Genomic DNA, 13,000 nt, shown 5'->3' with positions numbered 1-13,000 from the left:
CCAAGAAACCTCTACGAATCATGTTGTTCGGGGGTGACGCCGTCGCTCGTTGGGATTCCAGACCGGTGAGGTCGCGTATCCCGCTGTCGTGGGATCTGACTGGTTTCAGGGCTTGTTGCGCGACAGTGTGAATCGTGGTTATAACCAGTACATGACAGTTGACGCCACGCTCATCGCCCGCGGGTTGCTGCTCGATATGGATAGCACCCTCGTGAACTCCGACGCTGTCGTGGAGCGCCTATGGCGGTCCTGGGCCACCGCGCACAACTTGCTCGCCGACGACGTGCTGGCGGTGGCGCACGGGCGTCAGGGCTGGGCGACCATGGCCGAACTCCTCCCGGAACGTCCCGTGGAGCTGAACCTCGCCGACAATGCCCGCATGCTCGCGGAGGAAATCACCAGTGTGGAGGGTGTGGTGCCGGTCGCGGGTGCGCCATCGTTCATGGCGGCCATCGCGCACCTCCCGCACGCCTTGGTGACCTCCGCCAACAGCGCACTCACCGATTCCCGCATGGGCGCGGCCGGTCTGCCCATACCCGCGATCCGCGTCACCTCCGAATCGGTCACCTTCAGCAAGCCCGACCCGGAGGGCTTTCTGAAGGCCGCCGCCGAGCTCGGTCTTTCGCCCGAAGACTGCCTGGTTTTCGAGGACTCGGAGGCCGGTATAGCCGCCGGAAAGGCAGCCCGTATGCGTGTCATCGGTGTCGGTCAGCGCGCGGCCGCCCTCGCCCCGACCGCTCACGTGCGCGACCTGACTCAGATCCGCGTCGAGGCGCTGGCCGACGGCGTAATAGCAGTGCACGTGAGGTACTGAGCGCCAGGACTCGCGAGAAACGGCCGCCACGCGGCGGGCCTCGGCCCGCGCCGGCGACGCCAGAATTCTGTGTGGCCCTACACATTCCGATCAGCGACGGGTGGGCATGTCCGAACCGTCGGTTGCGGAAACTCGCAATCCGCTGAGGGGAGTCGAGATTGTCCGGCTAGCGGTAATGACGGGCTGTCGGGAGTGCGAGAAGGTTGTGGTGAGAATGGAATCCGTTGACGGAGACGTCTTGTCACAACGAACTCGAGAGCCGAGGAGGCCGGGATGGATATCGCGGTGTTGGGCATGGGAAAGATGGGGCGGGCGCTGACCGGGCGTCTGCTGGACGGCGGGCACCAGGTGCGGGTGTGGAACCGGACGAAGGGCCGGGCTGGAGAACTCGTGGCTGCGGGCGCCGTGGAGGCGCAAAGCATTGCCGCCGCTGTGGACGGTGTGGATGTGGTCGTCACCATGTTGGCGGACGACACCGCGGTCCGGGCGGTGGCATTGGGGGAGTTGCGTCCGATGATGGGCTCCGAGACCGCTTATGTCGACTGCTCGACGGTGTCGCCTGCGCTCACCGGTGAGCTGAGCGAGAGCTTTGCGGATCGGTTCGTCGCCATGCCGGTCCTGGGTAGTCCTGCCGCCGTGAGTGCTGGGCAGGCGGCGTTGCTCGTTGGTGGTGCACCAGACCGGATCGAGCAGCTCGGTCCGATGATCGATGCGCTGTCCGCGACTGTCCGGCAGTACGACACGGCGCCGCTGGCGCTCACCGCCAAACTGACGAACAATCTGTTGTTGCTGTCGGGAGTGGTCGCGTTGGCCGAGGCGTTCGCCGTCGGCCGATCGGGGGGACTCGGGGACGATCAATTGCGGGATCTGCTCGGCGCCAGCCCGGTGGTGGCACCCGGATTGCGGAACCGCTTCGAGGGTGTGCTGACCAGCTCGCCGGACGGGTGGTGGACGACGGTTCTCGGGGCGAAAGATGCTGGGTTGGCGATCGAAACAGCACGCGCCGTCGGCGTCGAACTGCCGTCGGCGGAAGTGATCCGGCAACTCTACGAGGCGGCGGCATCCCGTCGCGCGGAGGCGGACATCGCGTTCGTCGCCGACCTGTACGGCCGGAAGACGCCCTAGCGCTGGGGCGCCGATGGACACCAGTTTGTGCGACAAGGGAAGTCGGTCGAATACGGCCGCAGTATCCGATGACGAAGCGGGGTGAAGTCGCTGCGGTGAAACCGTTGTCCTGGGCCTTCGGTCGGCTCGTTAACAATCAACCCCTATGGATTCGGTCAATTGGTAACATAGATGAAATCGCGATTTCGTTCACTGAGAGGTCCACGCCGTTGTGAGCCACTGCCGGCGCCGTTGCCGGGTAGCGAGGACGTCGAGTGCCCTCACCTCGGGAGAGACGAATCGGGAATGCATCTCTTTCTCTGACTCAATGGTCCCCGGGGTCGACCGTGGCGGCCGTCTCATTTTCCGACACCGACGAGACTGATCGGTCTGTAAGCAATCGCTATGTGCGGAAGCGGTGATGAATCGGCTCAGACGTCGATGCCGAATTCTTTGATCTTGCGGTAGATCGTGGCGCGCGAGAGACCGAGGGCTGTTGCCGCCGATTTCTTGTTGCCGTGATGCTCTTCGAGACTGCGCACGATGGCATCTCGTTCCAGGGCTTCGATCTGTGTGAGTGTGTGCCGGCTCAGAGCGCGGCACACCGCCGGAAGTTGCTCGACCCCGATGACGCCGGAACGCTGCCGGTGCACCACCTGCTGCAGAATCTGCCGGAGCTGGGCGACATTTCCCGGCCAATTGTATTTGCTGAGTTGGCGCATTGCGGCCGGTGACAGGGTCAGCTCCGCACCGCGGCCGAGTTGACGCAGCAGCAGGGGTACCAGATCGTGCAGGTCCTCGATGCGGTGGCGCAGTGCGGGCACCGGCACCGTATGGCTGAAGTGCGGCAGAACCAGTGCGTCGACATCGGTGCTGTGGTCGGCGCTGCCGATGGTCGCTCCGATCCATCCCGTGTGCTCGCGCCCTTGGATCAGGTCGGCGATGGTCCGCTGGTACGGCTCGGCAATGAGATCGATGTCGCGGAGGATGACGCTGAAGCGTTCTTGTTCGAGTTCTTGTTCGAGAGACTGTAATTCGGTGCTGTTGTTTGCCAGTTCGGGCGCTGAGAATACGCGGGTGGGGCCGGGAATGTATTCGGAGGCGGCCGCTTTGAGGACGGCGGCCCGACCACTTCCGGGCTCCCCGGAAACGGTGACCCATTGTTGTTCGCGTGTGCAACGGGCGATGTGCTGGCAACTGATACGCCATGACGCGCTGCGACCGGTAATACCGGGAAGGGTGCTGGATCTTTCGATCGCCGAGACTGTGGACGGTGCGGGGATATCGAGGAAATGTACATGGAACATGGCCATTTTGCTTCGAGCTCCGAACCCGAAGTCATCCACCGACGACAGGCGGGCCGTTTGCCCACTGGGCAGGACGACGATGTGCCGATTCGCAGCAGCCTCGTAACTCAGGTCGACGGCGTGTGCGAGCAGCGCGGCTTGATCTTGGGCGTCCAGCGCCAGCCGTAGTCGCCGGTTGAGCAGAACGACGTCATCCCCGAGAGCCAGCACTCCCGATTGCGGTGACCGGCGGCAGGCCTTCAGATAGGCGTTCAATAATGCGATCTGTTCGGCACTGGACTGTGCGAGAAGACGGCCTTCGATCTGAGCCGTGGCGGACTTGGCCAAGGTGATCAGCAATGGCCCCCCGTCCTCTACCCAGCCGGTGAGGTCGAGCGCACCGACCAGGGCGCCGCTCACCGGGTGCGTGATCGGGACACCCGCACAGGCGAGGCCGCCCAGGCAATCGGCATAGTGTTCCGCACCCCTGACGAGGGTGGGCTGGCGGGTTTCGAGAGCAGTGCCTATGCCGTTGGTGCCGACGAATTCTTCCGAATAGCTGTAGCCGGGCGCGAGATTGACCTGGTCGAGCGTTCGGTTGAGCCGGTGGCTCGACGCGATCCTGGTCAGCACGACTCCGTCGGCCGAGGTGAGGATGACACTGACAGGCTCGTCCGCCAGCCCTTCGGCCAGTTGTTGTAATACCGGGGCGGCGGCCGTCACGAGCGGAGAGTCCGGATCCGGCTCGCGCACAAACGGGAGTTCGAGCTGATCCGGGCGGATCTTGAGCATTTTCGACCGCTGCCACGAATACGCGATGGGCTCTCGGACGGAGTTCTCGACATCGTGATCGACGAGGAACCGTTCACGTGCTTTCTGCATGTCCCTGGCAGCCATGGTTACGCCCTGCTCTTCTATCGAATACATGGACCAGGGTACGTCGTCTCAATCTGAGATCCGTCTCAATTCGAGACACTTCATAGGCACGTGCATAGGCACAATGGCTCCTTTTCAGTAGATGTTCGAGGGACGGATCATGCCTTCGGCGAGGTCGCCGAATCCGGGGGCGATAATGGCACCGGGGTTGCCGATGACTTCCTCCACCACCGCGGTCTCGGTTGTAATGAGCAGTGCCGCAATCGAAGCCGCGCTTTCGAACGCGGCGCGTGTCACCTTGAACGGGTCGATCACGCCGTCGTCGAACATATCGCCGTATGCGCCGGTGAGTGCGTTGAACCCGTGGCCGAGCGGCAGACCGGCGACCACCTCGACGACCTCGTCGCCGTCGAACCCGGCGTTGATCGCGATCCAGCGCAGCGGTTCGGCGAGGGCGCGACGTACGACATCGCAGCCGATTGCCTCGTCACCGGTGAGGTCGAGGTCCGTCAGCACTCGATGTGACTGGGCGAGGGCGGTGCCGCCGCCTGCGACAACGCCCGCCTCCAGTGCGGCGCGAGTCGCGGCGAGGGCATCCTCGACTCGCAGCATGCGTTCCTTGAGTTCCACGCTCGTGGCGCCGCCGACCCGGATGACGGCAACGCGACCGGTGAGCCGGGCGATACGCAGTTCGAGGCTGTCGCGGTCGGCGTCGATCTTCGAACGCTCGAATTGTCCTTCGAGTTGTGCGATGCGGGCGTCGAGCAGGCGCTGGTCGCCGTGGCCGCCGATGATGGTCGTCTCGTTCTCGGTCACGGTGATGCGGTCGCACGAACCGAGATGTGCCGCAGTCACTTCGGACAGTTCGAGGCCGGTGTCCTTCGCGATAACGTGTCCGCCCAGCGCTGTCGCCAGGTCCTCGAGTTCCGCTACCCGGCGGTGTCCGAAGCCGGGCGCGCGAACGACCACCGAGGGCATCGTCTTGTGCATATTGCCGCCGACCAGCAGTTGCAGCGCCGGTCCGTCGACGTCTTCGGCCAGGACGACCAGCGGCCGGTCGGCCCGTTTGGCAGCCTCGATGCTGGGCATGATGTCCTGTACCTGGTTGATCTTCTTGTTGGTCAGCAGAATCAGCGGGTTGATGTGCACCGCTTCCATCCGCTCCGGATCGGTGATCATGTACCCGGAGGTGTAGCCGTGGTCGAACTCGATGCCGTCGACGATATTGACCGACAGCCCTAGGGATTCGCTCTCCTCGGTGGTGACGATGCCCGACTTGCCGACGTAGTCGACGGCCTGTGCGACAGCCTGTCCGATCGTTTCGTCGTCGCTCGCGGCGAGTGTCGCGATTCGCTGCAGATCGCCCTGGCCATCGACTTCGGAGACCTGATCGCGGAGTGAATCGACGACGGTGGACACGGCGCGCTCGATGCCGCGGCGCACCCGCATCGGATTGGCGCCGGCCTCGACGGCCCGCAGTCCCTCGCGGACCATGGCCTGGGCGAGCACCGTGGCGGTGGTGGTGCCGTCACCAACCACGCCATTGGTCTTCATCGCCACTTCCTTGACCAGTTGCGCTCCCATATTGGCGAAGGGCTCGCGCAGCTGGATTTCGCGGGCGATGGTGACGCCGTCATTGGTGATAGTTGGTGGGCCGGTGAGCTTTTCGAGCACCGCATTGCGTCCCTTGGGACCCAGCGTCACCTTGACCGCGTCAGCGAGGGCGTTCACGCCCTGCTCGAGCCGGGATCGTGCGTCCTTGTTGTAGCGCAGCTCTTTTGCCATGGCTGATGCTTCCTTTCGTGCTTTCTGCGGAGAATTGGGTCTAGGGGACGAGAATCGCCCGGCCGCGCACCCGCCCGGCATCGAGATCGTCCAGTGCCTGCTGGAAGTTCTCGAGCCGATATTCGGTCGTGTGCAGCGTGACTCTGCCCTGGGCGGCAAGGGTCATGAGCTCCTGCAGGTCGTTGTAGGAGCCGACGAGATTTCCGATGAAATTGATTTCCGTGGAGATCACGTCGATGGTCGGGATATCGATGTTCTCGCCGTACCCGACGACGTAATAGTTTCCGGCCCGCCGCAGCATTGCGATTCCTTCCCGGGTCGCGCCGCCCTCGCCGACGAAGTCGACTACCGCCTCGGCGCCGTGCCCGCCGGTCAGCTCCAGCACCTGCTGGATGTGCGTACCGTCGGCGACGATGCCGAGATCAGCGCCGATCTGTACCGCGAGATCGACTGCGGCCGGATTGCGATCGAGCACGACCACGGTGACTCCGGAGATCGCTTTGAGCACTTGGATGCCGATGTGCCCGAGCCCGCCGGCGCCGATCACCACGCACACATCGCCGGGCCGAGTTGTCTCGGCCACCTTGGCGACCGCGTGGTACGCCGTCAGGCCCGCGTCCGCGAGAGCGGCGACGTCCGCCGGCTCGAGCGAGTCGTCGATCCGGACCACGCTGCGGGCGGTGGTGCGCAGGTACTCGGCATAGCCGCCGTTGACGTCGATACCGGGGAATTCGCTGTTCTCACAATGGACATCGTCGCCGAAGCGGCAGGCGCGGCAGAGTCCACAGGTGATCAGCGGATGCAGGATCACCTTGTCGCCGACCGCGACGTTCGTGACGGCGTCACCGACGGCGTGGACCCATCCGGCATTCTCGTGGCCGATCGTGTACGGCAGTGCGACACCGCTTTTCGCTGCCCACTGCCCCTCGAGAATGTGCAGATCGGTGCGGCACACGCCGGCACCGCCGATGCGCACGATCACATCGAGCGGTCCGGCGATGGTGGGTTCGGGGATATCGGTGAGCTGCAGCTTGGTGTGGTAGCCCACAACCTGCACGGCCTTCATCGGTGGCTCCTGATTGTTCTGAGATCGGTGATTCGCGGTGTGGCGCCGTCGGATTCGCTGTCGGCGTAGCGGGTGGCGAGCAGACCGCGACAGAAGTGGGCGTTGCCTTCCATCGAGATGCGCACAGACTTGGCGAAGCGCAGCCGAATCGGCACCGATTCGGGTGGTATTCGCTGCCCTTGGTCGTCGACGAACACCTGGCTGGCCGGGCAGGTGCTCAGCCCTACGCTCATCCGGCGGCGCAGCAGCGCGGCTTTGTCCCTGCCCGGAGCCAGGTCGCTCAGCGTGAGCTTGTAGATCTCGTTCGCGCCCAGGCCGGTTCGCTTCAGATACGCCGCGACGCAGCGTTCCATCGCCGCCGCGTGCGCCTTCGCTCGAAATATGCCGCGCAGTTCGTCCAGGCTCTGCTCCGCCTCGGCGCCGAACGTTCCGACATATCCCGCATCGGCGGCCAGACCCGCATTGATCTTGTCGCTGTCGTGGTGGTCGTCCAGCAGGACCCGTATCGCACCGGCTCCGTCCACCAGGCGAAGGGCATCCAGAGCATCGGAAGCCATCAGGTAGGCGAAATTGGGCGAGCAGAATGCGGTGGGCAGACGCAGGTGGACGGTGACTCCGTCGTCGTCGAGGAGCACCGATCGCACGAAGCCCAGTTCGGTGATCGCCTCGTCCAACTCGGGGTCCATGACCGTCGAAAGGGCTTCGAGCACTTCCTCTTCCGTGCAGAGCGCGATGGTGGTCATGACGACACGGTCTCCCGGGCCGCGGCTGCGACGTCCTGCCCGGCCAGTCGCAGGTCTGCGGGGACCTCGATGTCGTAGAGGGCCGCCGTATTGAGTCCGAGGATCTTCTTCTTCTGCTCGACGGTGATCGGGTTGTAGTCGGTGAGCATGTCCTCGGGGATCTGGAAATCGACGAACTTCTCGATCAGCCACTTCGGTGTCCAGAGCGCGTAGTCGCTGCCGAACAGGATCTTGTCCTCGCCGATCCAGTAGAGGAGTTCACCGATGATCTGCGCGAAATACCGTGGCCGCGTATGGATGAACGGCAAGGCCACGGCCAGTCCGCCGTACACGTTCGACTCCTGGGTGGCGATCCAGCAGAAGTCTTCCAGCCGGGGCAGGCCCACATGCTCGACGACAAAACGCAGGTCGAGATAGTCGGTGGCCACCTTGTCGATGTCCGAAACGTCGAACGCATCACGGTCCAACGGTCGGATGGTCGGACCTTTATGGACGTGAATGTTGGTGATGCCCAACGCGATACATTCCTCCAGGTAGCGACGTGACCACTTGTCGTCGAGCTTGTATCCGCGGGAATCGCCGTGCCATTCGGCGGTGTAGAGCTTGACGCCCTGCAGATTCATCTCCTCCGCATCCCTGCGGAGTTGTTCGAGGCCGGCCTGCTCGTAGCGAGGATCGTAGGCATGGTTGTAGGTGAGCTTGCCGGGGTTTCTGCGGACCAGCGCCAGTGCTTCCTCGGTCTGCCCGAATCCGTTGCGGTAGAAGTCACTCAGCAGGGCAGGCTGGAAAATCGCGTGGTCGACGTAACCCTCCACGAAGAGGTCGCGCTCGAGACGGTCGCCGCCGTAATACGTGTAGGTGTCGTAGTCCCACAGGTATTCTTCGGGGCTGAGGTTCTTGTGGTAGTCGTAGAAGCAGTCGATGAACTGCTTTCCGTGCACATTCTTGTGATTCGACGCGCGCCCATCCCAGAGGGCGACATGGCCGTCCACGATGAAGTACTTTTCGCCGTTCTTCTCGTACATGTGGATACTCCCGATATTCGATCTGTTTCAGTGAACGGTGAGGTCGAATCCGATGTACTCGGCGGCGTCCTCGGGGCTGGCGAAAAGCAGTGTCTTCTCGTCGAGATGGACCATGCGCCCGTAGTGCGTGGAGCTGATCTCCTCGAAGGTGGAGCCGTCGAATTCCTCGCCCAGGGCGTCACTGAGTTCGGCGTAGTCGAAGTCGAGCAGGCGCAGGCCGTCGACGCGGATCATCGATGGATACTCCGTCAGCTCCACACCGTCCTTCGCGCCCATCACCTCCGCGACGACGCGTCCGATGGGGGTGTTCATCAGGGTGACGCCGCACATGTTCGAGAACTCCGTGGACGATCCGAATTGCATGCTGCTCACTGGTCCAACTCCTTGGGGATGTCCAGCCCGAGGTCTTCGAGCAGGAAACCGAACTTGTCCTTCGCGGTTTCGAGACTGGTCGCGAAAGTGACTGCCTTATCGGCCGGCTGCGACCAGATCGGCTGCAGCGCGCGGGCCGCATCGAGGCAGCGCGGCACCCAGGTCTGCAACCAGGCGCCCAGCAGTTCCTTGTTCGACTCGGCGTACTCGGGGTCGCGGGTCAGCAATCGGAACAGGTTGCGGGAGTAGGCGAGATCGCGGTCGTAGTCGTGCTCGCCGGTGCCCACGATCGTGGGCGTGATGTAGTCGCCGTTCCCGGCGGCGATCTGCATGACCAGTTCGCTGCGGAACAGCGAACCGACCAGTTGCTCGAAGACGATGTTCGAGGCGAACAGCAGCTCACACCAGTCCGGCACCGCGGTCAGCCGCTCGACCACTTCGCGAGTGGGCTGCCACTCGGGCGCGGACTGCCAGACTTCCTGATGCACCGCGCCGTCGAAGTCGGCATTGGCCTCGGACAGGTCCAGGTTGAACAGCGCCAGGTCCTGCGCGAACCGCATCTTGTGAGCGGCGTTCACCGCCACCGCGGTATTGATCATGTTCGTGGGGCAGGAACGCTGGATAGAGGTGAAGACATGCAGTGCCAGGCCATTTTCCGCATGCATCCACGCACCCAGGTTTCGAGCGATGAACGTGAGCCACGGGGTGTTCCAGGCATCGTAGACGCGCGCTCGCTTGGCGTTCGACAGGCACAGATCGACCTGGTGGACGACCTTGGAGTTATTGCGGTAGATGGTCTGGTCCCACTCCTCGTTCGGGTCGCGAAAGGTGTGCCAGTTCGATGATTTCGCGGCGGTCCACTCCTGCGGGTAGCCACCGGGGCCGTCGCCGAAGCCGTAGAGCCAGCCCTGCGTCAGGTGCCGCTCGGGGTCCGGTTGTACGTCGACCGTCACGTCCTCGTACATCGTCGAGCGCCGTTTGGCCGGCTTGTAGTAGTTGTACGTGCGGCTACGGGAGCTGGGGAATTCCAGCGCTCCGGCCTCGGAGTCGGTGAACTCGATCTTGGGGAAGCTGCGGTGCTTGTTCCCGGTGGTTGGGGTCATCTCGTTTCTCAGTTCTTGTCGAAGGCGGGGCTGGTGAACTTGTCGTAGAAGATCTGGTCCTTCGGGGTGTCGCCGGCCTCGAGCAGTTCGAGGGCGGCGTCGACCATGGGCGGTGGTCCGCACAGGTAGATCTCGGCTTTGTCGATAGCCGGTTCGCGGCGAGCGACGACATCGGTGACATTCCCTTCCTCGACGACGATCGAGCCCGAAACCTGGTGCGGGTCCATCGATTCCGAGAGGCACGCCACGAACGTGAAGTTCGTCAGTTGCGCGCCGAGCTCGAGGATCTCGTCGAGGTAGAACAGGTCCCGCGGGGTGCGGGCTCCGTAATAGAAATGCACCTGCCGGGTATTGCCCGTCTCACTCATATGCCGCAGCAGCGAGAGAATCGGGGCCATCCCCGCGCCGCCGCCGATGAAGACCAACGGCAGGACGTGGCCCTCCTTGAGGGTGAAAGACCCGTACGGACCGGTCAAACCGATCTCGTCGCCCACGGAGATCCCGTCCTCGAGCAACCCGGCGAACTGGCCGCCCGGGTATTTCTTGATGAGGAATTCGAGCTGCTCCGGCGTCGATTGTGTCGTCGCCATGGAGAAGGACCGGTGTTCCTCGGTTCCTGGGATCCGCAGATCGGAGTATTGGCCCGGTTTGAACTCGTACGCCGCTGGTTCGACGGGGCGCAGCCGCAGCGAAACGATGTCCTTGGTCATCGGCTCGATCGCGACCACCTGGGTGCGCACATCCTGCAGGGCGATACCGCTGAGCAGTTCGTCCTCGTCGAAGTTGAGGAGTTCGATGGTGCAGTCGCTGAAAGCATGTGAGCGACAGAGCAATACGAATCCCTCCTCCACCTCGGCGTCATTGCACGCGAAGGTCGAGTAGTTCTCCATCTGGATTTCGCCGTCGAGGACATAGGACTTGCAGGCCGAGCACCGCCCCTCGCGGCAGCCGTGCATGAGGTGAATTCCTTGCCGGAACGCGGCATCGAGGATGCTCTCCTCTTCGCCGACTTCCATCTCGATGTCGACGGGCTCGAAATTGATACGGTGCTGGTCGGCCACGGGGGTGTCTCCTGGGCTCGGGAATCGGTGGTGAGGCGGTGGGTGGCGTCGAGTTCGGCGCCACCCACCGAGCGGGGGGTCAGGCCGGGACGATGCCCGCGCGGTATGCGGCGACGTGCGCCTCGCGTTCGGCGTCGGACATTTGGTTCAAGAGCACGTTCGGGCTCTGGAAGGTGTTGCCCCGCACGTCGTCGAGGGTCCACAGCTTTTTCGGGTTGTCCAGATCCAGGTGCGGCTGGCCCACAAGGGTTTTGCCGTCGTCGCGGATGTATCCGAGATCGGAGACGATGTCCGCGAGGTCTTTACCATGGTGCAGGGTTTCCCATTCGCGGAATCCGGTGAGCCGCCCCATATTCGGGGTCGGGCGGCCCTGGTACTCACTGCGGAAGGCGACGGCGTCGGTCCAGTAGCAGGTTTCCGAGCAGTAGGTCCGCCACTGGTTGTCGACCTTCTCCACGACCATGTCCTCGCGAATGAGGGCCGGCACCATGCAGGTCCAGCACCGGTGCGGGTACTGGTACCCGACCTCCTCGAAGGCGATCGGCTTGTTCCGGCCGGGGTAGGCGAGACGGTTGTACTCCTCCCACCACTTGCCGTACTTCGAGTACCAGCCCGGGTACTTGTGCTCGAACCACTCGAAGTCCTTGTCGGTCATCGCATCGATCCGCCAGTAGTTCACCGGCCAGCCGGTGGCGAAGAACCGCGCGACTTCGTGCACATAGCCTTTGTCGGTGATGCGCTTCCACGCTTCCTCGACCAGATCGTGCGGAATTGTCAGACCGTACTTTTCGAGCGGGATGAGGTAGCTGCGGTAGTAGTCGTCGTAGATCCACCGCCGCCACATCTCGGCGTAGCTCTCCCGGTCCTTGCGGCGGTCCTTGGTGCCGTACTCGATGAAGGTGCCGATCGCGGCGTCGACCACGCAGTGGTTGTTCCACCATGCGTAGCGCAGATCGCGTTCGAGCAGTGGGCGATTGCGTTCGTCGGCGAGTGCCATCAGCAGGATGGAGTACCCGTTGGAGATGTGGCGGGACTCATCGGACTGCACCGAGTGGAACACGGTAGGCAGCAGGTAGTCGCCATTGGCGGCGGCCTCATCGGGCATGGCCACGAAAAGCGTGTTGGTGAAAGCGGTTTCGGCTACCACGGTCAGGTAGATATTGGCCGCGGTGATCGCGTCACCGGTGATGAACCCTTCACCGAACTGCCGGCCGATGGTGCCCGCGTAGTTGTTCGCGAACGCCTTCTCCGTCATATCGAACCCGGCTGGGTCGATGTAGTTGTTCATGTACAGCTTTTTGAGGTTCATCTGGATCGTGGAGTGACGAACCTCGTCGATCATCTGTACCGCCAGCCCGTTGTGGATCTCCGGGTTGGGCACGGCGTCGATGGCCATCGGCATCGCGCGTGCGGCCGAGATCTCCGGGAACGGAATGATCGACAGGAACAGCTTCTGCCATTCGAGCCACCGCTGCTGTACCTGACGGAACATATTGCCGCGGATGGCGCCGTCCATCGCGCCGTATACGCGATTGTCCTTCTCCTCCTCCATGGGAAAGTAGGACCGCATGATCTGCTTGAGCGGATCCTTCTTGGGAGCTTTCTCGAAGGTGTAATCGGTACCGAAACGAGTGGCCGGCGTTGCGAAGGTCGGATCCCACGATAGTTCGGTGATCTTCGCATGAGCCTTCGTCAGACTTTGCCTACTCAATTGCGCCTCCTGGATCGAGAGCTAGCCGGGCGCCGGCTCTGGGAACGAGGTCCC

At 63.3% G+C, this 13,000-nt stretch carries 11 protein-coding genes; 2 read left to right on the top strand and 9 right to left on the bottom strand.

Annotation, left to right across the window (positions count from 1 at the left end; all coding sequences use genetic code 11):
- Window positions 1-151: 151 nt before the first annotated feature.
- Together JWN03_RS29775 and JWN03_RS29770 are read left to right on the top strand one after the other, a co-directional pair.
- Entirely contained in the window at window positions 152-814 is a 663-nt protein-coding gene (locus JWN03_RS29775; protein ID WP_297621966.1) for an HAD-IA family hydrolase, read from the top strand.
- Window positions 815-1,087: 273 nt separating this feature from the next.
- Window positions 1,088-1,939, top strand: a complete 852-nt coding sequence (locus JWN03_RS29770) for an NAD(P)-dependent oxidoreductase (protein ID WP_297621964.1) — start codon at window positions 1,088-1,090, stop codon at window positions 1,937-1,939.
- Window positions 1,940-2,349: 410 nt separating this feature from the next.
- On the opposite strand, the gene JWN03_RS29765 is transcribed toward JWN03_RS29770, so the two are convergent.
- The 9 genes from JWN03_RS29765 to JWN03_RS29725 form a co-directional block, all read right to left on the bottom strand.
- Complete coding sequence (locus tag JWN03_RS29765; RefSeq protein WP_297621962.1) at window positions 2,350-4,101, bottom strand: sigma-54-dependent Fis family transcriptional regulator; 1,752 nt, start codon at window positions 4,099-4,101, stop codon at window positions 2,350-2,352.
- A gap of 114 nt (window positions 4,102-4,215) precedes the next feature.
- Window positions 4,216-5,865 (bottom strand): chaperonin GroEL, encoded by a 1,650-nt coding sequence (gene groL, locus JWN03_RS29760; RefSeq protein WP_297621960.1) that lies wholly within the window; start codon window positions 5,863-5,865, stop codon window positions 4,216-4,218.
- Between the two features lie 40 nt (window positions 5,866-5,905).
- Window positions 5,906-6,931, bottom strand: coding sequence for an NAD(P)-dependent alcohol dehydrogenase (locus JWN03_RS29755; RefSeq protein ID WP_297621959.1), 1,026 nt, complete (start codon window positions 6,929-6,931; stop codon window positions 5,906-5,908).
- Window positions 6,928-7,674 (bottom strand): iron-sulfur cluster assembly protein, encoded by a 747-nt coding sequence (locus JWN03_RS29750; protein WP_297621957.1) that lies wholly within the window; start codon window positions 7,672-7,674, stop codon window positions 6,928-6,930. The genes JWN03_RS29755 and JWN03_RS29750 overlap by 4 nt, the downstream gene beginning before the upstream one ends.
- On the bottom strand, window positions 7,671-8,699 hold the full coding sequence (locus JWN03_RS29745; protein ID WP_297621955.1) for an amidohydrolase family protein: 1,029 nt from the start codon (window positions 8,697-8,699) through the stop codon (window positions 7,671-7,673). The genes JWN03_RS29750 and JWN03_RS29745 overlap by 4 nt, the downstream gene beginning before the upstream one ends.
- Window positions 8,700-8,726: 27 nt before the next feature.
- Window positions 8,727-9,062 carry a propane 2-monooxygenase effector subunit MimD gene (gene mimD / locus JWN03_RS29740; protein ID WP_297622121.1) on the bottom strand — a complete coding sequence of 112 codons (336 nt, stop codon included), beginning with the start codon at window positions 9,060-9,062 and terminating at the stop codon, window positions 8,727-8,729.
- A gap of 5 nt (window positions 9,063-9,067) precedes the next feature.
- Window positions 9,068-10,174 carry an aromatic/alkene monooxygenase hydroxylase subunit beta gene (locus JWN03_RS29735; RefSeq protein WP_297621953.1) on the bottom strand — a complete coding sequence of 369 codons (1,107 nt, stop codon included), beginning with the start codon at window positions 10,172-10,174 and terminating at the stop codon, window positions 9,068-9,070.
- 8 nt (window positions 10,175-10,182) lie between these two features.
- Window positions 10,183-11,235: a 2Fe-2S iron-sulfur cluster-binding protein gene (locus JWN03_RS29730; RefSeq protein WP_297621951.1), complete on the bottom strand. Its 1,053-nt coding sequence runs from the start codon at window positions 11,233-11,235 to the stop codon at window positions 10,183-10,185.
- Window positions 11,236-11,314: 79 nt separating this feature from the next.
- Complete coding sequence (locus JWN03_RS29725) at window positions 11,315-12,946, bottom strand: methane monooxygenase (protein ID WP_297621949.1); 1,632 nt, start codon at window positions 12,944-12,946, stop codon at window positions 11,315-11,317.
- Between the last annotated feature and the right edge of the window lie 54 nt (window positions 12,947-13,000).

The sequence above is a fragment of the Nocardia sp. genome (genome assembly GCF_025465275.1).
Lineage (GTDB): Bacteria > Actinomycetota > Actinomycetes > Mycobacteriales > Mycobacteriaceae > Nocardia.
This window is presented reverse-complemented; position numbering and strand designations above follow the sequence as displayed.